Raw genomic sequence first — 21,976 nt, 5'->3', positions numbered from 1 at the left:
TACACTGATATTTAATGCGTTTTTACGGTGCGTCTTTAAGAAGGATTAATTATGTCGTCTATCATCGTAGGTCATCGGGGTGTAGCAGGTACTCACCCAGAAAATACCAAAGCAAGCATTGAACAAGCGGCTAAACTCGGATTGAAATGGATTGAAGTTGATATTCAGCCCACTCAGGATGACCAGCTGGTCGTCTGTCACGACCACACACTAGAACGTTGTAGTGATGGTCAAGGGCGTGTTGATGAACATACCTTGGCAGAATTGCGCCTGTTAGATTTTGGTAGCTGGAAATCGGAACAATTCGCTGGAGAAAAAATACTGACGCTAGGAGAGTTGCTCGCGCTTGTTAAGCAACATGATCTCAGCGTCAACCTCGAAATTAAAGTCGACAGCCGACATCAAGCCCCTCATGTGGTTGATCTGTTACACGACGAGTTGATTCGCTCAAATCTGGACACTGATAAGGTCTTATTATCGAGCTTCAGCCATAAGGTGGTTACTGAAATGGCTCGTCATTTGCCGAGATATCGAGTGGGGGTGATCACTGAGCAGCTGACTCAAGATGATCTGATGCTCATCAATGAGGTCAAAGCGTTCAGCTGTCACATGAACTATGAACACGTTGATCAGAGCGATCTTGACACACTCAACGAAGCGAACATTCAAGCATGGTGCTACACCGTCAATGACCCGTCTCGCTTCAAATTCCTCTCAAAAGTAGATGCCGTATTCACTGATTTTCCGAATCAATTCAACTCTATAAATTGAGCTCGTAAATACCGCAGAAATAGCCTCGATAAACTTTAAAATTAACTCCCAGGAAACCATAAAATTAAGTAGCAAACACAAGTGAGTAGGAGTACATTCCGCTACTCACTTGGTTTCACTAGCTCGCCTTATTAGACAGCTTCATTGGTTACTTAATTTATGGATCTCATTTTTAGTCCAACTTTCCCAATTTTGGGTGCAATCTTCATTTTCGCCGCTATTGTTCGTGGCTTCTCAGGTTTTGGGTTCACCTTAGTGGCATTGCCATTGAGTGCGTTATTCGTGCCTGTTATCGAACTGGTTCCCGTTTTCATGCTGATCGACCTGTTAGGCAATATCCAATTGCTGCCGAAGGTTAAACATCATGTAAATTGGCGCTGGGTTTCAAAGGTATTTATCCCTTGTTTGGCCTTCACTCCCGTCGGCTTACTGTTGCTCAAATCTGTTAGCCAAGACACGATCATCTTGATCATCAGTGCCTTCATTTTTGCGTCTGCACTTATGATCTACAAAGGATTCCAATACAAAAGCGAACCTAGGTTTGCTCCCTATATTTTAGGCAGCCTTGCCGGGGTTATGAATGGCGCAGCTTCAATGTCTGGGCCTCCGGTTGGCACGCATGCATTGGCAAGTCCTGTCGAGCCTCACATTGCCAGAGCAGGCCTGATCGCGTTCTTTGTACTGGCTGATTCGAGTGCATTTTTCTCGGCATCCATCGCAGGATTGGTCGACCGTGATGTGGTCTGGATTACTATGGTACTTTTGCCAAGCAGCATGTTTGGTGGCTATATCGGGTCTAAATTGTTCGAGAGGTTTGGCGGAGAAAAATTCAAGCCAGTCACCATTGCACTGCTGATCGTAATTGCTATATTCAGTGCAGGTCGAGTACTCGTCTAAATTGGGTAAGTGAAAACTTAATCTGCGTAAGTGAAAATCTAAACTGAACGAGTAAAATAATTTGGGTGCTACCATTCGATATGGATAGGAGTGCCCATTTTAACTAGTTCAATAAACGCATCCATATCTTGGTTCGTTAAAGCAATACAACCATCCGTCCAATCAAAGCTTTGTATAAAGCTCGGTGAACGGCGCTCACCATTTTTAATACCGTGGATTTTGATGTTCCCGCCAGGATCAACTTCATTTTCTTTTGCCCACTGCATATCCGAAGGTTGCGGGTAGCTAATATGCACTGAGCGATGAAAATCCGATTCTTCCAAAACATAGTCAAGCTGGTATTGCCCTTCTGGCGTTCGGTTGTCCCCTTCAAAGCGCTTATGCCCTTTCGGTTGTTTACCTAGTGCAATACGAAATTCCTGAACCACTTCCTCCCCTTTAAGTAGGTACATTCTACGTTTCGATTTATCAACCTTAACCAAAGTGACTACTTGAAGTAGCGGGTCTATCTCTGAAGCAATATTAGGCACGTTGTAAAACTTTTGGGATGAGCTTTGAGGTGGGCGTTTCGATGAACCTTGAGAAAGCTGGCCGACCTTTTGTTGAGAGTCCCCTTCAAGAGCATCGTCCAGAACAATGACATGTTTTGAATTCTCAGTGACCGATGATGTAGGTGTGCGATTAGAATGGGAGGTTGCTGACTCAAACACAATGGTTTCTATCGCCGTTGCATCAGAAACGATTTTCTCGACTACAAGCTTCTGCGCTTGTGACTTCTGAGTTGCGGGCGGCTTTACATATTGCGGCGTATCCGTAGCAGAGGAAGTCGCTGAATAAATCAGAGAGCTCGCAAAGAGTAAGTACAGTGATAAAGGCAAAAACAACCGCACCTTTATATCCCCTCTAAGCTCATAGACATGGTTCGAGATTGAGTTTCCATTCCTAACGACTCATAGAAACTCTGAGCTTGCTGGTTAAACTCCATCACTTCTAAACGAAGCTCTATCGCTCCTCTGGCCTGCGACCATTGGTTGAATGATTTCATCAACGCCTTACCGACACCTTGGCTTTGAATCTGATCGTTGACCACAATCGTATTCACCCGCGCGATTTTATGCGGTTGAATAAAGCTCACCCCTTTGTTCTGTGTCACTTTGCCGGCAAGAAAGCCAACGACCTGTTCGTCTTGAACCGCAACAAAGAAGGAACCGAGCGGGTCTATCATCAACCCTAACCAATACTCTTCGCTGTCGCCAAGGCTTCGTGACGGTGGTGCAAACACCATAGGTGCACCAAGATGATGTTGACGGTTTATCTGCTCAGAAAGCGCTAAAATAGAGCGAATGTCAGTTACCTTTGCGGTACGGATTTGCATATCATCACCTTGTTTGAATTACATAATACCTTAGCAAAAATGACTTACTTGTGCACCGTTGTCCTAGCCAACTCAGGTATATTTTTGAGGCCAAAAATGGATATTAGGCTGTATTTAAACGGAAATTGTTCCGCAAATCTAAGGCACATTGGCGACCTTTGAATGCTACTATCTCTACAGAATCAATACACTAACGACTGGATACCTATATGATTAAGTTTGCTGTAATTGGAACCAATTGGATTACACAAAAGTTTGTTCAAGCTGCCCATGAAAATCAATCGATACAACTTGCTGCGGTTTATTCACGAAACTTAGACAGCGCGGCACAGTTCGCCCAAGAATTTGACGTTGAAACGACTTATGACTCTCTCGAAGCATTAGCCAGTGACAGTACAATAACAGCGGTTTACATCGCATCTCCAAACTCAATGCACTGTGAGCAATCGATCTTGATGATGAAGCACGGCAAGCATGTGATTTGTGAAAAGCCTGTCGCGTCAAATATTGATGAAGCCACTCGAATGTTTGAAGTCGCAGAACAAAACGGCGTGGTGTTATTTGAAGCGTACAAATCTCAGTTTCTGCCGAACTTTAAGCAAATTCAACTTGGTTTAGAAAAGATTGGCAAGGTACATAAGGCACACATCAACTACTGCCAATACTCATCTCGCTATCAAAAATACTTAAATGGGGAAAACCCAAACACCTTCAATCCAGCCTTCTCGAACGGCTCGTTGGTCGACATCGGTTTCTATTGTGTCGCCGCTTCCGTGGCACTGTTTGGCAAGCCTCAAGCAGCTCACGCTTCTGCTAAATTGCTTGATTCTGGCGTGGATGCTCATGGCAGTGCGATCTTTCAATATCCAGAGTTTGATGTGACCCTTGCGCACTCCAAAGTCAGTGACTCTTATGCACCAAGTGAAATCCAAGGTGAACGAGGGGCAATCATTATCGATCACATTGCCGAATGTACCGACATTAAGATCCGCTACCGTGATGGTCGTGTTGAGAACCTTACTCAAGCGCAAAGCGAAAATTCGATGTGTTACGAGGCGCAAGCCTTTGCAGACTGTATTGCTGGCGACAGCACAACACAAATACAAGCCCAACAACGCGCTCTAACCGTTGCCAAGTTAATTACAGAGATGCGTCAGCAAGTTGGTGTCGTTTACCCTGCAGACAAATAGGCACCACAAATACGCTAATGGTCTGATAACTAAGAAATAGTCATTTATACATAACTAAATTTAATCTTTACGACAAATAACTGGATTAGTTGATTGAAGTGTCATCTGTTTAAATCCTCGTTCGATATCTATCGTATTTATTTAATTTATTGAAGGTGTGTAAAGTGTTTTCAGTTGACGATCGCGTTGTAGCAACAAAAGGTGTTGAACTTGGTGAAATGGTAGTGACTGGCCTAAGCGCTGGTGGCGGCTACGTTCACGTTACAACTGTAGAAGGCGCAATGACGCTTACTTACCCAACGCAAGACCTTAAAAAAGCATAGTTTAACCACTCTGCTCTTTTAGTAGTCACTCTGCTAAAGGTAACAACATTGAGGCTTTGGCTGACTTCACTCTTCTGCATTAGAGTGAGCAGCCAGAGCCTTTTTTATATTTGTGACTCCCCCATCACCCTCTTCATTTATCAAGCAAATCACAACTAACTTGAAAAATCGAAGCTCCCCGAAACATTGTCCTTACGAGCTTAGATTTTTTATGACTCCGCTGTCTTTGATTACAGTAATCGCCTTCTCAACCCTGTACGTTCCAAGATTCGTGTCGAAATCTCTTCAACAGACAGTGACGAGGTGTTGATGTATGGAATGGCTTCACGTCTGAACAAACCTTCTACCGTTTGCAGCTCATACAAACATTGAGAGTCACTTGCGTACTCACTGCCTGCTAATCGATTTTCACGGATCTCGGTCAGCCTTTCCGCATCAATCGTCAAACCAAACAGCTTATGACGATATATCTCAAATTCCGGTAGCAACCTTAAGCGAGCAATATCATCATGGATAAACGGATAGTTTGCGACGCGTAAACCAAACTGCATTGCCATGTACAAGCTCGTTGGCGTTTTGCCGCTGCGAGAGACGCCCAACAAGATAATATCTGCCTCTTCCAAGCCTTTTAAAGTAATGCCGTCGTCGTGCGCTAATGTGTATTCGATAGCAGCAATACGGTCGAAGTATTTGTCCGAGTCTTTATTGACGCTACGAGAACGCTGCAGCTTCGGCTTAGGCGCCATTTTCGTATCATCTTGCACTTTCTGCACGATACTCTCTAACACGTCATAACAATGCGCAGGCGCATCTAACAGCTTGAGTTTTATCTCCGGAATCACAATCGAGAAAAAGACCAAAGGTTCATGGCCTGTTGCTCGATATGAAATCTCGATCTCTTTCAATAAATCAGAAAGTTTGTCTTCACTTTCGACAAACGGGAAGGTTTTTTCATTAGCTTCGAATGGGAATTGACCTAGAACAACATGCCCTAAAGTCTCACATGTTATGGCCGTTCCATCAGAAACATAGAATACATCACGACTTTGGATATCAATTTGCATTTTTTATTTAATGTTTAAAATTATTTTGAGTAGGATGGGAACCATAATATATATAACGAAACCCTGCTGACTATTACGTCCCCCACAGCTTTAGAAAATAATTTACATTTTTTTAAACTGATACGTAATCGTTTGCCTTTAAATCCCTACAATGCTTGCTATGTTTCTGGAGAAATAAATGCAAAATAACACCCTATGGTTCAATGGCCTTTCCATGGAAGATGTCGACAAAGTCGGCGGTAAGAATGCTTCACTTGGCGAGATGGTGTCTAACCTAGCCAACGCTGGCGTATCGGTACCAAATGGTTTTGCTACCACATCTTATGCGTTTAATAACTTTCTTGACTACAAAGGTCTTGATGAACGCATTCACCAACTCCTTGATGAACTTGATGTTGAAGACGTTGACGCACTGCGTAAGACAGGTGCAACGATTCGACAATGGGTTCTAGACGCGCCATTCCCAGAATCACTAGAGCAAGATATCCGTGATAACTACCGCGAACTGATTGAAGGCAACGAAGAATTGTCTGTTGCGGTTCGTTCATCGGCAACGGCTGAAGACCTTCCAGATGCTTCTTTCGCAGGCCAACAAGAAACCTTCCTTAACGTGAAAGGTATCGATGCGGTTATCGAAGCAACGAAACACGTGTTCGCTTCACTATTTAACGACCGTGCTATCTCTTACCGCGTGCACCAAGGCTTTGATCACCGTGGCATTTCATTGTCTGCGGGCATTCAACGTATGGTTCGCTCAGACAAAGCCTCTTCAGGTGTGATGTTCACGCTTGATACTGAGTCAGGCTTCGACCAAGTGGTGTTCATTACCTCTTCTTGGGGTCTAGGTGAAATGGTTGTACAAGGCGCAGTGAACCCAGACGAGTTCTACGTTCACAAGCCAATGTTAGAAGCGGGTCACTATCCAGTCGTTAAAAAGACGTTTGGTTCTAAGTTGATCAAGATGATCTACTCAACCAACCAAGAGATCGGCAAACAAGTTGATATCATCGATACGGATACTCAAGAGCGTAACGAGTTCTCATTGAACGATGAAGAGATCAAAGAGCTAGCAAAACAAGCGATGATCATCGAGAAGCACTACCAACGTCCGATGGACATTGAGTGGGCAAAAGATGGCATCGACGGCAAGCTTTACATCGTTCAAGCTCGACCAGAAACGGTATGTTCTCAAAGTGACCAAAACGTTATCGAGCGTTACGAGCTAAACAATAAGGCGGATGTCTTGGTTGAAGGTCGTGCTATCGGTCAGCGTATCGGTTCAGGCCCTGTTCGCTTGGTTGATTCTCTAGACCAAATGTCACTGGTTCAAGAAGGCGACGTGCTAGTAACTGACATGACAGACCCAGACTGGGAACCTGTAATGAAGAAAGCCTCTGCGATTGTCACTAACCGTGGCGGCCGTACTTGTCACGCAGCAATCATTGCTCGTGAGCTAGGCATTCCTGCCATTGTTGGTTGTGGTACCGCGACAAGCAGCCTGAATGATGGCGACACCGTAACAGTGTCATGTTCAGAAGGTGAAACAGGCTACGTTTACAACGGCGAACTCGACTTTGAAATCAAACGTTCTGAGGTTGATGAGCTACCAATGCTGCCAACTAAAGTAATGATGAACGTGGGTAACCCAGATCGTGCCTTCGACTTCGCTCAAATCCCGAACGAAGGTGTTGGCCTTGCTCGTCTTGAATTCATCATCAACAAGATGATCGGTATTCACCCTAAAGCTCTGCTGAACTTCGATGAGCAAACGGACGAGATCAAAGCAGAAATCAACCAGCGAATTCGTGGCTACAAAGATCCTATCGATTTCTACGTAAGCAAGCTAACGGAAGGCATCGCGACTATCGCGTCTGCATTCTGGCCTAAGCGTGTAATCGTACGTATGTCTGACTTTAAGTCGAACGAGTACAGCAACCTTGTTGGCGGTAAAACATTTGAACCACATGAAGAAAACCCAATGCTGGGCTTCCGTGGTGCATCCCGTTACATCTCTCCAGTATTTGAAGACTGTTTCGAGCTAGAAACTCAAGCGCTAAAACGCGTTCGTAACGAGATGGGACTAAAGAACGTTGAAATCATGATCCCATTCGTTCGCACACCGAGCGAAGCGGCATCAGTTATCGACATTCTGGCTAAGTTTAACCTACGTCGTGGCGACCAAGGTCTGAAAGTCATCATGATGTGTGAGCTACCATCGAATGCGATATTGGCTGATGAGTTCTTGAAGTACTTCGATGGCTTCTCTATCGGTTCAAACGACATGACACAGCTGACACTTGGCCTAGACCGAGATTCAGGTGACGTTGCGCACTTATTCGATGAGCGTAACCCAGCAGTGAAAGCGATGCTAAAAATGGCAATCGATGCCGCGGCTAAAGCGGGTAAATACGTAGGTATTTGTGGCCAAGGTCCATCTGACCATGACGACCTAGCCGAGTGGTTAATGGAGCAAGGCATCAGCTCGGTTTCATTGAACCCAGATACAGTTATCGACACATGGCTGAAACTGGGTAACGTTGCGAATAAGTAACACTTAACCGCCCAAAAGTCGCTTTCACAAAAAGTAAATACTACAAAGCCAGTCACTACGACTGGCTTTTTGTTCACCGAAAGCCAACAAAGTTAATCTGCCTATCGCAACAAACATTGGTATCGAGCTGACCTTACGTTATCCTTTACGCAATTCTTCATTGAGAGGATTGTCACCACGACAACCCTGACTTCAAGACTGATAAGAGTGTTATGAATTCGACTACCGCAACTCCCTCGCCATCTCTTGGCCGACAACTCTATACAATGACATGGCCAATGCTGTTTGGGGTGCTTTCCCTAATGAGCTTCCAGCTTGTAGACAGTGCTTTTATTGGCCAACTGGGCGTGCTGCCACTCGCCGTTCAAGGTTTCACACTTCCAATACAGATGATCATCATTGGTATTCAAGTCGGGTTAGGTATCGCGACCACTGCGGTTATCGCGAGAGCTATTGGCGCGAACGAGACACGCTACGCTAAGCAGCTTGGTGGACTAGTGATTGCGATGGGCAGCGTGAGTGTCGCGCTTTTCTCGGTCATCATCTATCTGCTTCGTGGGCCAATTTTACAGTTGTTGGATGCGCCACCGACGGTATTGCCAATCATTGATTCTTATTGGATCTATTGGCTAGTCAGCTCTTGGACAGGTGCACTGCTCTACTTCTTCTACAGTGTGTGTCGTGCCAATGGTAATACCATGCTGCCCGGCTCAATGATGATCGCGACCAGTATCATCAACTTGATATTAGATCCGATTTTCATCTTTACTCTCGACATGGGCATTAATGGAGCCGCCATTGCGACCATCTTAGCATTCGGCGCGGGTATCTTTATCGTTGCTCCAAAAGTGACTAAAAAGCATTGGATGACGTTCGACTGGCACGATCTTGATATCGGTAAGAGTGTTCGTTCCATTGGTAACATCATGGGTCCCGCGATGATCAGTCAATTGCTACCGCCAGTTTCATCAATGTTCGCCACAAAACTGCTTGCAGGCTATGGCACCGCTGCAGTTGCAGCTTGGGCATTGGGTTCACGTTTTGAATTCTTCTCAATTGTCGCTGTGCTAGCACTAACGATGTCGATGCCTCCGATGATTGGCCGCATGTTGGGAGAAAACAACCTCGAAAACATACGTAAGCTCGTTAAGATTGCGGTGATGTTCGTATTGGGTTTCCAGTTGGTGATTGCACTGGTGACTTGGTTGTTCTCTGGTGGGCTGGCAAACCTAATGACCAGTGAAAGCGAAGTCTCAACGATTTTAAACTACCACCTACTGATCGTTCCTATCAGCTTAGGTCCATTGGGAATTTGTATGCTGATGGTTTCTGTTTCTAACGCTCTAGGCAAGTCTTACACCGCATTAACGATTTCAGCGTTGCGTCTGTTTGCCTTCTTCTTGCCTTGCTTGTGGGTTGGCTCTCAGCTTGCTGGAATTGAAGGTCTATTCTGGGGCGCTATGGTAGGTAATGTGCTTGCCGGAACATGTGCATGGTTTATGTACCAACGCGCACTTGGACAAGTCGAAGTAAAATTAACTAATACTAATCGTAGTAAGTAACTGGCCATGGTAGGTTTTGTTGGTAACCTTACAGTGTTAACACTTGTATTCAGCTCAGTTATATCGCTCGATTGAGTTCAGAAGGAATCACAGAATTAGGTTCTACTGGCAATTTTCACCTCAATGTTCTTGTTGTTATCTTAGCGGCCATAAAAGGACGCGAGCATACTTCATGGATTTGTAACCCAAATATGACTCGTGCCAAATAGAAAAGCGAGCAACTCTATGGCATAAGGCAAATTTGATTTTGGCTCTTCCATTGATTGGATGAGAAAAGAGTTTGGCATTTGTTCAAACGAAGTAAAATTTCATGGTATAAAATCACTACTCACTGAAAAGTTGATCAAGAATACAAAAACCTTCAAGAACAAAGTTGAAGCGAATAGATACGTCGGTGTTAATCGAAGTCGTTAAAACAAAAGATAGCCTCACAAAAACCATACTAAGTTAAAGGTAATAGCCACCCTTTTTTCATGCAAGTACACCATTCAATACCTTCTCCTTTTTCTCTTTTTTTCTCGTCCTACAGACTGTTATTGTCTTCACATTTTTAACTTGTCAAAGACCATGAATAGTTTGGATATCATTGCGTTAGATAACATTTATCTATGTGATATGCATTTTATCTATGGCCACCAAATATAAATAGCATTTCACCGCCTGCTGCCAAAGACTTATGATGATTTCAATGACGTTAGTCTTATAAACAGACAGACATGTATCGCAGGAAGCACTCTAGAGAGACCGCTTAATAATAAACATAAGCTGTTGATATGATTAAATTAATATACCCAACGTGATTTTATCGATTTAAACCTCTCCCCCTATTCAGGAGCAATAAAATGATTAAGAAATTATCGCTTGCCGTTTCAGCTGCCCTATTACTAAGTAACGCTGCAATGGCTGCAGAAAACATCGTTATTGGCGTTGAAAAAAGCTATGTCCCTTACTTCACCGAACTTGCAGAGCAGTTCAATAAAGGTAAAGACTTTAAGGTTGAAGTAGCAGCAACAAGCATGTTTGATTTGCTAGCCGCTCTACCAACTCAAAAAGGCAACATTGCTGATATTTTCATGATCCCAAATGACCGTATTGGTGAATTAGCTGACCAACACTTAATTGCACCAACCAACTTTACCGTTAATGGCTACACAGATGCCGCTACCAACGCATCAACCTATAACGGTCAAACCTACATGCTTCCAATGTCTACAGATACAACATTGTTTCTATACAACAAAGACATGATAAAAGAAGCGCCAAAAACACTTAAAGAAATTCCACCTTCAGAATGGGCTGCGAAGTTTACTGATTTCTACTTCACTGGCGGCCTATTTATGTCTAATGGCGGCTATATATTCAAAGACAACAACCCACAAGACATTGGTTTAAATACACCAGATTCAATCAAGGCGGGTTTAGCCGCTCATAGTTTATATAGCAGCGGCGTAAGTCACTGGACATTGATGCAAGATGATACCGTTGCTTATGACATCATGATGAAATACTTCATGGAAGGAAAAGTAAAAGCGATTATCAACGGCCCATGGGCAATTGCCGATATCGAAAAAGCAGGTATTAATGTTGGTGCAGCACCTATCCCAAGCTGGGATGGCAGCCATCCATACAAAGCGCTAACTGGCACAAAAGGGATGACCGTTAACGGCTACAGTGGCAACAAAGAAGGCGCGCGTGCTTTCATCAAGTTCTTAGCAACACCTGAGAATGCTAATAAATGGTATTCAGACACTCGTGAAGTCTCACCTAGCCTATCTGTTAACTACAAAGAAGGCTCTCTACACAAAGCTATCTTTGATGCGACAAACATCGGCCAACCTATGCCAAGCATCCCAGAGTTCATGAAGGTATGGGGACCAATGAAAACAGGCCTTGCTCAAATCGCACAAGGTCAAGATGTCAAAGCCGTATTAGACGCTGCCGTTGATACGATTGAAATTGATATTGAAGACATGTAATCGGCTAATTTAGTTTTCAAATAAACTACACGATGTCGAGTACATTCGGCATCGTGTAATACAAAGGCATGACATATCTACACAACAGTAAAAAATAAGTAGGTTATTTACATGAGTCAACAGTTTGTATTCTGGTTCTCTATGCTGATCCCAGGTAGCGGACACCTTGCACTACGTCGAATGCGAGAGGCTTTATTTGGGTTCTCTATATTAGCTTTAGAGATATTGGTTTTTATACAATTCACTCTTCCTAATTTCCGTCTTTTAGCCGTCGAACAACCTAATGGAAAAATCACTATTGGTGCAGAGCGCTTTGTGGATGACTCTTTTCTTATCATGGTGGGTTCAACCGTTGGTGCAATGATGATCTTAGTCTTTTTTATATTGCATTACGCCTTTGCTCGCGATGCAAAAGATGTAAAACGACAAATAGATGAATCTGGCTTTGCGATTACCTTTACTGAAAAAATACGCGGATTATCACACGAAATTGTACCCAACCTAATTACGGCACCTAAATTTATACTATTGTTTGTTTTTGCTTTATTACCAGCGATTGTTTCTATTGTCGTTGCCTTCACTAACTTTAAACGCCCAGTGTTACCACCTGCATTTCTAATTGAATGGAAAGGCTTTACCAACTTTGAGCGTTTGTTCACGAACGAACGAACAGCTGCAGCATTCCAGGAAACCTTATCTTGGACTCTGACATGGACTTTCTGCGCCTCTGCACTCACCATCGTTCTTGGTACCGCTCTGGCGGTGGTCGCAAACAATAAGCATATCAGAGGGAAGAAATTCTTCCGTACTGTCTACATTTTGCCTTGGGCAGTTCCTGCTTTTTTGACCATTCTTGTTTTCCAACTGTTCTTCTCAAAAGTTGGTGGCATGAATACCATGGTTATTCCATTTTTCACAGGCAACGAATACGACGTAAGCACAGCAATTGGCTTCTTCCTAAATGCAGATTACGCCAAAATCACAATCATATTAATTCAAGCATGGTTAGGCTTCCCTTACGTATTTATCTTGGTGACAGGTGTATTACAAACCATCCCTGATGATTTATATGAAGCCAGTGCGATTGACGGTGGTAACGCATGGACAAACTTCTTCGACATCACTTTACCCCTAATATTGATAAGTGTTGCTCCAGTATTTATTACCCAATTTACCTTCAACTTTAATAACGTCACCATCGTATATATGTTGGGCGAAGCAACGGTTCAAACGGTAGGTTCAATTTACAAACCGCTCGATACCATTTCATCTCTAGGCTTTCGTTTAATGATGGATGCGAAATACAACGAAGCAGCAGTATATACATTAATTACTAGCACCATTGTCGGTGCCGTGGTCTTGTATTCATGGTTAAAAGCTGGTGCCTTCAAAAATGAGGAGGTTATGTAATGGACAAAGCAATTCCTTTGGAACGCCAAATGAAAGCAAAACGCTTAAACCGTCATGTTGTTACAAAAAACATTGGTGTGTTTTTTTGTTATGCTTTTTTAATTTCGATGTCAGTCATCATTCTTTATCCAATTTTGGTCACATTAATGAGTGCGTTTAACGTGAGTAACTCATTGTACTCTACGTCGTTCTTCCCTGAAAATTTCAGTTTAACAAAGAATTTTGTCCAACTTTTTAATGATACGCCTTATTTAAGTTGGTACCGAAATACCTTCTTAGTATCGATAATCACCATGATCCTCTCTACGTTTATCGTGACAATTTCGGGATTTGTTTACTCTCGGTATCGCTACCAATCTCGTAAGAGCGCATTGGTGTCATTATTAGTTATTCAAATCATACCATCAGGCAGTGGCTTAATTGCTTTGTATGCGATTGCGAACTCTATTGGTATTTACAGCTCTGCCAATGCCACGCTTTATACGTATATCTTTATGATCCTCATCTACACCACAGGTGGTATCACAATGAATACGATTTTAATGAAAGGCTATTACGATTCGATTCCTCGTGCGTTAGATGAATCTGCAAAAATTGATGGTGCAACTCAAATGCAGATCTTCAAAGAAATACTGCTGCCATTAGTTAAGCCGATGATCATGGTTATCGCTATCTTCTGTTTCTTAGGTCCAATTGGCGACATCATCATGCCTAAATTCCTGATTGCAAGTATGGATTCAGAAGCGAAAACACTGGCAGTAGGCCTTATGGGTCTTATCAATAACATTAAAGAATCGAGCTACAACGTATTCGCAGCAGGCGCGGTCTTAGCAGCAATTCCGCCTGTTATCGTTTTCTATAAATTTCAAGATTATATCGTGGGCGGTTTAACGTCTGGTGGAGTAAAAGGCTAATGAGCAAAATTTCATTAAGAAACATCAATAAAAAATACCCTAATTCTGATACGTGTTCGGTACGTGATTTCAATCTCGATATTGAAGAAGGTGAATTCATTGTTCTTGTTGGTCCATCGGGTTGTGGGAAATCCACCACACTACGCATGATTGCAGGCTTAGAAGACATTACTGATGGCGAATTCATCATCGATGGTGAAGTGGTAAATGACGTAAGCTCAAAAGATCGTGATATTGCGATGGTATTCCAAAGCTACGCGCTGTACCCACACATGTCGGTACGTGACAACATTGGTTACGGCTTAAAATTACGTAATTACCCAAGTGATGAGATCAAAAACTCAGTTGATAATATTTCTGACGACTTATTTTTAAAAGAATACCTAGAGCGTAAGCCAAAGGAGTTGTCAGGTGGGCAGCGTCAACGTGTGGCTTTAGGCCGTGCCATGGTTCGTACGCCTAAATTGTACCTAATGGATGAACCATTAAGTAACTTGGATGCGAAATTACGTACTACAACACGTACTGAAATCTCTCGCATGCACAGAGCTAAGGGCGCAATCACCATTTACGTAACCCATGACCAAGTTGAAGCAATGACCATGGCGGATCGCATCGTATTAATGTCGATGGGTGAAGTTCAGCAAATTGGTTATCCAAAAGAGCTATTTACTAACCCTAAAAACTGTTTTGTAGCGACTTTCATGGGCATGCCATCAATGAACCTTATTGAAGGAATGTACGAAGGTGGTCAGTTTATGTGTCCTTCTTTCACGATTACCTTGAATAAAAGTGACCAACAGATCTTAAACGACGCAGGCTACAACGGAAAATTAGTTACGTTAGGCGCACGCTCTAGTGCCATTCGTTCTGGCAAAAAATACCGCGATGCGTTCCCTGATTGTTGTTTTGAAGTCACCGCACTTAACAGCGAATACTTAGGCGATGCGATTAACGTATTCTTTAATGCTGCACCAATGAACATGTTTGTAGGCACATTGGGCACCGGCGAACCAGACGTTGATATCGATGAGAAAATCACCTTAGTTATCGATAACACCAAGCTGCATTTCTTTGATACGGAGACGGAAGGGTCCATCAAGTACTCAATCAAATCCGCTGAATTTAAGAAATAGAACACAGCCACCTTTATTGCCCTCACCTCATTGAGGGCAATAAGCCATGCCTTATAGAGCATATTTACACCGTAAAGAAAGGAGCCATATTTTGAATTTTCACGGCCAACTTCAACGCATTCACGACTATATGCTTCATATTACTGTCGCTGTCGTTATTTTCATTACCGGCTTTATTATTGCATACAGCAGTCTTCCTAAGCCATCGTTTGACTACTCAACATTTACAGAGCAACAACAAAATTTTAAGCAATGCGTTAATAATGATGAGCTATTTGCCTCAGCACAACAGTTTGAAAATGACTATTTAACCCTGCCATTAGAAGTCATTAATGCCCAATATAAAGCACTGCGTGATCAGATCCCAAGTGATTGTGGTTCATTCCATGTAGAAAGCAGTTACAAACAACTGCAAGAAATGGCATTACCTGTATTAGCTGAAGCCCAGCGCTTTTATGGCACTCAAAACGTAAAAGCAGTGAATGCCGTATATACCACGCCTTCTCAATACAACGCACTGCTTACACAGCCTCAGCCTTATCTGTTTTTTATTTCTGATAATGAGCAAGAACGCATTGCGGCATTCAAAGTAACACCGACCCAAAATGACGTCCAAATTACATCACTTTGGGGATACGAAGAGAGCCAAGATCTCGCGCACACCCAAGGTGAAGTGCAAAAACTGTTACTCGTTTATAACGGAATTAAAAGCTAACTATAAACTCCCTCGTTAACCTATCACCTATGCGTGAATAAAATAAACACGGGATAACATTTGATATTTAATTGTAAGGTTCACATGAAAATCTCTCTTTCTAAAGCAAATTTTCGCGATATGGATCGCTTTGAAGAATCGAACTACCTACTAACAAATGGATTAGGCGGTTATTCTTCTCTTACCCTTGCAGGCTCTTGCAGTCGAAATGACCATGCGTTGTTTATGGCAAGCCTTGTTGCACCAAACAATCGCTTTAATTTTATACGTCATCTGGATGACCGTATTACGTTGCCGAGTGGCGAAGCTCACCCACTATCTTCACAAGCCAATGTAAATCCGTATGACACAATAGACTCAACATTGCTGTTTGATAATTTTACTCAAACTCATCTTCCAGAATTTACTTATCGTATCCGTGGTATTGAAATCACCAAAACCATTGTGATGGCTCAAGGGGTAAACCGTCTTGCGATTAAATATCAAATATTCAATCCATTGAAACAAGCATTTACGTTGAATGTAACACCAAAATATCACTTCTGTGCAAAAGGGCAGAACCTATCAAGACAACAAGAATTTACGCATCAAGAAGGCAAAATCAGCAGTAACGGTCAAGCACTTATTTATCGTCACAATGGTGCTGATTCAGCATTAGATACCCCTCGCTATGAGTCGGGGCTGTACTTTTCTTATGATGCTCGCGATGGTCGTCCTGCAACAGATGCTCAAGTAGCACTTCATACCATTGCCTTTGTAGGCACTGAAACGCACGAACAATTCTCGATAGTATTTGAAGCAGAAGAAGATCGCGCAGTTTCTCTAGAAGCGCAGACTGCCGACGAAATGATTGACGCAGAAATTAAGCGCCAACAAGAGTACATCAAGCACGCTAATCTAAAGAGTTTATTTGGAAAACAATTGGTCCGTGCCAGTGAGCAGTTTGTGGTAGATCGTGACTCAACAGAATCTAAATCAATCATTGCGGGCTACCCGTTCTTTGCCGATTGGGGCCGTGACACCATGATTGCATTATGGGGTTGTAATTTATCGACCAATCAATTTGAAGACGCAAGACAGATCTTCCGTACTTTTATCCGTTACGAACGCCGTGGTGTACTTCCTAATCTTTTCCCTGAAGCTGGGGTTGAGCCAATGTATAACACCATCGATGCTTCGCTATTGTTCATTGTTAGCTTATATGAATATTACCAAGCGAGCGGCGATCTAGAGTTTATCCGTGATGAAGCGTATCAATGCATGACTAACATTTATCAGCATTATCGTAACGGTACTGACTTTGAGATTAAGATGCTTGATAACGGTTTGATCAGCGGCGGCAGCGGTTTTGATCAGCTGACTTGGATGGACATTCGTTACGAGGATATCGTACCAACACCAAGACACGGTTGTGCAGTAGAAATTAACGCCCTTTGGTTTAATGCACTATCTATTTTGGATTTCTTTAATCAAAAACTGAACAAACCAATGCCAGAGTTGCCTGCACTGGTAGAACAAGTAAAAACTACCTTTAACAATGAGTTTTACAATGATGCAGGCTACTTAAATGACTGGATTAAAGAGGGTGAGATCAATCAACAAATTCGTCCAAACCAGGCCTATGCGGTTGGTTTACCCTTCCCTATTTTAAGCCAAGAAAGAGCACGTTCGGTCATTCTTACTATTTATAAAGAATTGTATTCACCACTAGGTTTACGCTCGCTTGCGATGAATGACCCGGAGTTTAAAGTGGTGTGTACAGGCTCTCACTTTGATCGTGATATGGCGTACCACCAAGGTACGGTTTGGGGCTTTATGATTGGACAGTTCCTAATAGGCATATTACGTCAATTCCCACAAGATAAAGACTTACTTCGTATTGTTGAGCAATTTATTGAGCACAACCAAGATGGTCTTTATGAAGGCTGTATTGGTCAATTAGCTGAAATCTATGATGGTTACGCGCCAAGTCAGTCTCGTGGTTGTTTCGCCCAAGCGTGGAGCGTCAGTGAAGTGCTACGTGTCGTAAAACATTACGAAGAAACGATTCAAAAGTAATATTTATTACCTATCACACATTTCTACCAATCTAGATAAATAGTCACTCAGCGCTTATTTAGATTGGTTTTTCATTAAACGGTATTAATCATGATTACAAAAGCAGCGATCTATCATAGATCTCACTCTAGTTATTCTTATACTTATGATAAGGAAACACTTCATTTACGCATTCGTACAGCAAAAGGCGAAGTCGATAACGCCACATTAAGAATTGGTGATCCATACGATTGGACATCCGGTGGCGGTGGCGGCAATCTAAATGCAGAAGATGCAATGGGTTGGAGTGGCGGCGAAAACCTTACCATGGAAAAAGAATGTGAAACAGAATTGTTTGATTATTGGTTCTGCGCAGCGAAACCCCAATTTTTCCGTGCTCGTTATGCTTTTATTCTAGAAAGTAAAGAGAAAGAAAAACTGCTCGTTACTGAAAAACAAATTTTCACTATCACCGATAATACTGACCCAGTATTAAGCCAATTACTCAATTTCTACTGCTTCCCATACATGAACCCTATCGATGTATTTAGCCCTCCACATTGGGTAAAAGATACAGTTTGGTATCAAATATTTCCTGAGCGCTTTGCCAATGGTGATCCCTCAATCTCACCTAAAAATGTACTATCTTGGGGTTCTGAAGACCCGAAAACTAAAAGCTTCTTTGGTGGTGATTTACAAGGAGTAATTGACCATCTTGACTACCTACAAGATCTCGGTATTACAGGCTTATATTTCACACCAATTACTCAAGGTAAAACGAATCACAAATACGACACCGTTGATTATCTAAAAGTTGACCCTGCTTTTGGTGATGACGACACAGTAAGAACCCTAATAGCAGAAGCCCACAAGCGTGGCATGAAAGTCATGTTAGATGCCGTATTCAATCATATTGGTGCCGATTCTATTCAGTGGCAAGATGTCATTAAAAACGGCAAAGACTCCAAATACATTGATTGGTTCTATGTTGAACAGTTTCCACTTGTAGATGAGTCTAAAAAAGATCAACACAGCAAAGAATACCTCAACTATCGCGCCTTTGCCTTTGCGCAAAACATGCCTAAGTTAAATACCGAAAACCCAGAAGTAATGGAATATTTACTTGAAGTCGGTCGATACTGGGTGCGTAACTTTGATATTGATGCGTGGCGCTTAGACGTAGCAAATGAAGTAGACCAGCGCTTCTGGAGGCGCTTCCGAGATGAGTTAAAAGCGATAAAACCCGAGATCTATATCTTAGGTGAAGCATGGCATGACTCGATGAATTGGCTTACAGGCGATCAATTTGATGCCGTAATGAATTACCCATTATCCGATGCAATGATAGGATTTTTTGCTAACGGAAACCTCAATGCGAACCAATTCAAATATGCGGTAAATGATGTCAATGCAAGCTACCCGATTGCGGTTAATGAAGCGGCATTTTCATTGTTAGATAGCCATGATACGTCCCGTATTCTTCATCGTTGTGATGGCAATAAAGAGAAAGTGAAACTGGCCTATTTATTCCAATTTACCCACAGTGGTACACCGTGTATTTATTATGGTAGTGAAATTGGCTTAGATGGGGGAGCCGACCCATTAAATCGTAAATGCATGATTTGGGATGAGAGCAAACATGATATGGACATGAAACAACATATTATGCAAATCATAAAATTACGTAAACAGCACCCTGCTCTGCGTGCTCATAACATTAATTGGTTAATGAGTGACGATGAGAAACAATGTCTTATTTACCAAAAAGTATTAAAAGGCGAGAGTGTTACTGTGATTATGAACAACAGTAATGATACGGTTCACATCACTCTTCCTGATTTATTATCGAACCATAGTGTCCTTGATATTTATAACGAAACTGCTTGCAAGTTAGAAGAGACGTTAACATTGGCACCCTTTAGCTTCGCCATGTATCAAAACTAGAAGTAATCGCTAGATAGAAAATAGTAAGCCACATAAAATAGCTCTTTCTTATTCAAGCAAAGAGCTATTATGTTTAAATTAATGATTCAATTCATTCAAGTAGCTAAAACCCAAAATATCACTCAAGCTGCTAATAACCTCTGCTTAAGTCAACCGACACTAAGTCACAATATGCAGAAGTTAGAGGAGAAACTAGGCAGCAAGTTGTTTAAGCGTAACTCTAAAGGGATCACCCTAACCTCTAGTGGCGAGTTACTTTACGAACAAGCAAAAATGATGCAAAACCTCTATGAAAATACGCTTAATAAATTAGAGAAGAATAAGATCCGACATCAAACCGAGCTTAAAATTGGTTGTGGAGACGCATGGTGGCATTTGTTTATTCGAGACTGCGTACAAGATTTTAGAGAGTCTTATCCTCACAGCAATATCTCTGTTGACGTAGGGAATCACCTGCAGTTAATGAACTTATTGCTCAGCGACGAAATCAGTATCTTTGTTGGCCATGAAATACTCGGCCTAGCACAATATGAAGACATACTGTTCCATCCCCTTTTTCAATGTAGTGAAGAAGTCTATGTAAGAAAAGGTCATCCTTTGCTAGAAATAACTTGTAGCAACGAAGATATTGCTCGCTTTCCATCGGTTGATTTAGGCGCGGCAAAAAAACGATTTTCACATTTTGTACAACAACAGAATGAAGAATTAACAACCTTTCAAAAACGTCACTATTTACAAGAAAAGGTTATCTACAATACGAACTCACTGTTAACAGCAATCGATTTACTGCAAAACAGTGATGCTATTTTACCTTATCCAATGAACATGAGATCTTATTTCCATACCTTTGATATTGTCCCACTAAAAATGAAAGAGTGTTTTAGTAACGCAACCATTGGCGCATATCTACACAAAGATAAATTGCAAAATAAACAAAGTATTGATCTATTGGAACAATTCAAATCATTAATTAAAAATAACTCTAAAATTAATGGTGGAGTTTGATTTTACTCATCATGATTAAAAGGCGTTTGTAGTATTCAACTAAAGTTGGCCACGGTTTTAGAGTTCCTCTATATAATCTATCTGATTTATAAGGAATTAGATCAAAATAATAATGATGCTTTCTGATTTGGCTGTAATATTGTTGAGCCTCAGAAGACTACGATACCCCGCTATTGATACCAGTTCCGTGTTTAAATTTGTAAAAAACACTCCTATATCAGTGCTTAAGTCATAACTGAAAATTTTTCAATATAATACTTAATTAAAATAAAAACATGATCTAATTGAGATTATAGAACTATTGTCAAATATTGTTCTGACTAGCCTCATAATACTGATCTTAAGACGTTAATGAGCCAACAAAAAACAATTCAAAGAAGGCATCGAAGGACTCCAAGAGAAACCTCACATAAGCCGAAAGACAACAACTCAGAAAGAAGCTGAAACGCCTTCTCGGGGGTGATATACATGACTACATAGTTAAACCTACCACCCTAATTCCACTAATTTTTCCTCGACCACATGTTTTTTGGATAACTTATCGCTACAAACACTCTAGACAATCACAGAAAATCCAAGACGATTTTAAAAAATGCCAAATCGAAGCGACCTTTACTATCTCCTACAATATTGGGTTAGAGAGTGTTGATGTCTAATTTCAAGCGAAGCTAGGTTTGATCAGCAGAATACAACTACACGTCTTTGGGCGACTCGTGGAACGAGACCTCGCATGGTAAACAGCAGCAATTTGAATACACTTATTTGTTTAGCTTTGTATGCTCTGCAAGAGGGATTGGTGAGGCCATTGTGACTCCTTGGGTTAACAAAGACATCATGAGAAACCATCGAGAGCAGATATCTAAAGCCACAGAAAAAGATCGTCATGCAGTCATAGTAATGGATGGCGCAGGTTGTCATACAAACAATATTACGAACCAGTTTGATAATATCAGTATCATCAGAACCCTATAGAGCAAGTATGGAGTTAGTTAAGACAACACTCTGTAGCGAGTCAAAACTTCATTGATTATAATGACAGTGTCGCGAAAGTCTGTGGTGCTTGGAATAGATGTCTTGAATGCAAAGAGCGAGTCTCAGAACGTATA

At 41.9% G+C, this 21,976-nt stretch carries 18 protein-coding genes; 15 read left to right on the top strand and 3 right to left on the bottom strand.

The genetic code is table 11. From position 1 onward, the window contains the following. Positions 1-51 precede the first annotated feature (51 nt). Positions 52-771, top strand: a complete 720-nt coding sequence (locus BCU75_RS07230; protein WP_102473369.1) for a glycerophosphodiester phosphodiesterase family protein — start codon at positions 52-54, stop codon at positions 769-771. Between the two features lie 159 nt (positions 772-930). Next, complete coding sequence (locus BCU75_RS07225) at positions 931-1,668, top strand: sulfite exporter TauE/SafE family protein (RefSeq protein WP_102473368.1); 738 nt, start codon at positions 931-933, stop codon at positions 1,666-1,668. 68 nt (positions 1,669-1,736) lie between these two features. On the opposite strand, the gene BCU75_RS07220 is transcribed toward BCU75_RS07225, so the two are convergent. Further along, entirely contained in the window at positions 1,737-2,558 is an 822-nt protein-coding gene (locus tag BCU75_RS07220) for a L,D-transpeptidase family protein (protein WP_102473367.1), read from the bottom strand. A 2-nt stretch (positions 2,559-2,560) separates the two neighbouring features. Then, positions 2,561-3,043 (bottom strand): GNAT family N-acetyltransferase, encoded by a 483-nt coding sequence (locus BCU75_RS07215; protein WP_102473366.1) that lies wholly within the window; start codon positions 3,041-3,043, stop codon positions 2,561-2,563. Positions 3,044-3,252: 209 nt separating this feature from the next. On the opposite strand from BCU75_RS07215, the gene BCU75_RS07210 reads away from it, so the two are divergent. Both BCU75_RS07210 and BCU75_RS24365 read left to right on the top strand, forming a co-directional pair. Beyond that, positions 3,253-4,233, top strand: coding sequence for a Gfo/Idh/MocA family protein (locus BCU75_RS07210; RefSeq protein ID WP_102473365.1), 981 nt, complete (start codon positions 3,253-3,255; stop codon positions 4,231-4,233). A gap of 164 nt (positions 4,234-4,397) precedes the next feature. Beyond that, a complete protein-coding gene (locus BCU75_RS24365; RefSeq protein ID WP_162929977.1) occupies positions 4,398-4,556 on the top strand; it encodes a hypothetical protein in 159 nt (52 codons plus the stop codon). Between the two features lie 230 nt (positions 4,557-4,786). On the opposite strand, the gene ppsR is transcribed toward BCU75_RS24365, so the two are convergent. Then, the gene (ppsR, locus tag BCU75_RS07205; RefSeq protein WP_009846294.1) at positions 4,787-5,620 is read right to left on the bottom strand and encodes a posphoenolpyruvate synthetase regulatory kinase/phosphorylase PpsR; all 834 of its coding nucleotides are present in this window, start codon (positions 5,618-5,620) and stop codon (positions 4,787-4,789) included. Between the two features lie 178 nt (positions 5,621-5,798). Here ppsR and ppsA point away from each other — a divergent pair, with 178 nt between their 5' ends. The 11 genes from ppsA (at position 5,799) to BCU75_RS24245 (ending at position 21,842) form a co-directional block, all read left to right on the top strand. Further along, a complete protein-coding gene (ppsA, locus tag BCU75_RS07200) occupies positions 5,799-8,171 on the top strand; it encodes a phosphoenolpyruvate synthase (protein ID WP_017108297.1) in 2,373 nt (790 codons plus the stop codon). A gap of 212 nt (positions 8,172-8,383) precedes the next feature. Continuing rightward, positions 8,384-9,733, top strand: coding sequence for an MATE family efflux transporter (locus BCU75_RS07195; protein WP_102473364.1), 1,350 nt, complete (start codon positions 8,384-8,386; stop codon positions 9,731-9,733). An 842-nt stretch (positions 9,734-10,575) separates the two neighbouring features. Next, on the top strand, positions 10,576-11,709 hold the full coding sequence (locus tag BCU75_RS07190) for a sugar ABC transporter substrate-binding protein (protein ID WP_076676298.1): 1,134 nt from the start codon (positions 10,576-10,578) through the stop codon (positions 11,707-11,709). Between the two features lie 111 nt (positions 11,710-11,820). Further along, positions 11,821-13,119, top strand: coding sequence for a carbohydrate ABC transporter permease (locus tag BCU75_RS07185; protein WP_102473363.1), 1,299 nt, complete (start codon positions 11,821-11,823; stop codon positions 13,117-13,119). Beyond that, positions 13,119-14,033, top strand: a complete 915-nt coding sequence (locus BCU75_RS07180; protein ID WP_076676294.1) for a sugar ABC transporter permease — start codon at positions 13,119-13,121, stop codon at positions 14,031-14,033. The genes BCU75_RS07185 and BCU75_RS07180 overlap by 1 nt, the downstream gene beginning before the upstream one ends. Beyond that, entirely contained in the window at positions 14,033-15,169 is a 1,137-nt protein-coding gene (locus tag BCU75_RS07175) for an ABC transporter ATP-binding protein (protein WP_102473362.1), read from the top strand. Before BCU75_RS07180 ends, BCU75_RS07175 begins: the two co-directional genes overlap by 1 nt. 91 nt (positions 15,170-15,260) lie before the next feature. After that, positions 15,261-15,884 carry a hypothetical protein gene (locus tag BCU75_RS07170; protein WP_198593402.1) on the top strand — a complete coding sequence of 208 codons (624 nt, stop codon included), beginning with the start codon at positions 15,261-15,263 and terminating at the stop codon, positions 15,882-15,884. Between the two features lie 84 nt (positions 15,885-15,968). Further along, the gene (locus tag BCU75_RS07165; protein WP_102465100.1) at positions 15,969-17,942 is read left to right on the top strand and encodes an amylo-alpha-1,6-glucosidase; all 1,974 of its coding nucleotides are present in this window, start codon (positions 15,969-15,971) and stop codon (positions 17,940-17,942) included. 90 nt (positions 17,943-18,032) lie between these two features. Further along, positions 18,033-19,865, top strand: a complete 1,833-nt coding sequence (locus tag BCU75_RS07160; protein ID WP_076676286.1) for a glycoside hydrolase family 13 protein — start codon at positions 18,033-18,035, stop codon at positions 19,863-19,865. Between the two features lie 69 nt (positions 19,866-19,934). Then, the gene (locus tag BCU75_RS07155) at positions 19,935-20,870 is read left to right on the top strand and encodes a LysR family transcriptional regulator (protein ID WP_076676284.1); all 936 of its coding nucleotides are present in this window, start codon (positions 19,935-19,937) and stop codon (positions 20,868-20,870) included. Between the two features lie 807 nt (positions 20,871-21,677). After that, on the top strand, positions 21,678-21,842 hold the full coding sequence (locus BCU75_RS24245; RefSeq protein ID WP_157933901.1) for a hypothetical protein: 165 nt from the start codon (positions 21,678-21,680) through the stop codon (positions 21,840-21,842). The last annotated feature ends 134 nt before the right edge of the window (positions 21,843-21,976 follow it).

It is taken from the genome of Vibrio splendidus (genome assembly GCF_002873455.1).
GTDB classification, from domain to species: domain Bacteria; phylum Pseudomonadota; class Gammaproteobacteria; order Enterobacterales; family Vibrionaceae; genus Vibrio; species Vibrio splendidus_J.
Note: the sequence above shows the minus strand (reverse complement) of the source record. Positions and strands in the feature narration are given on the sequence as shown.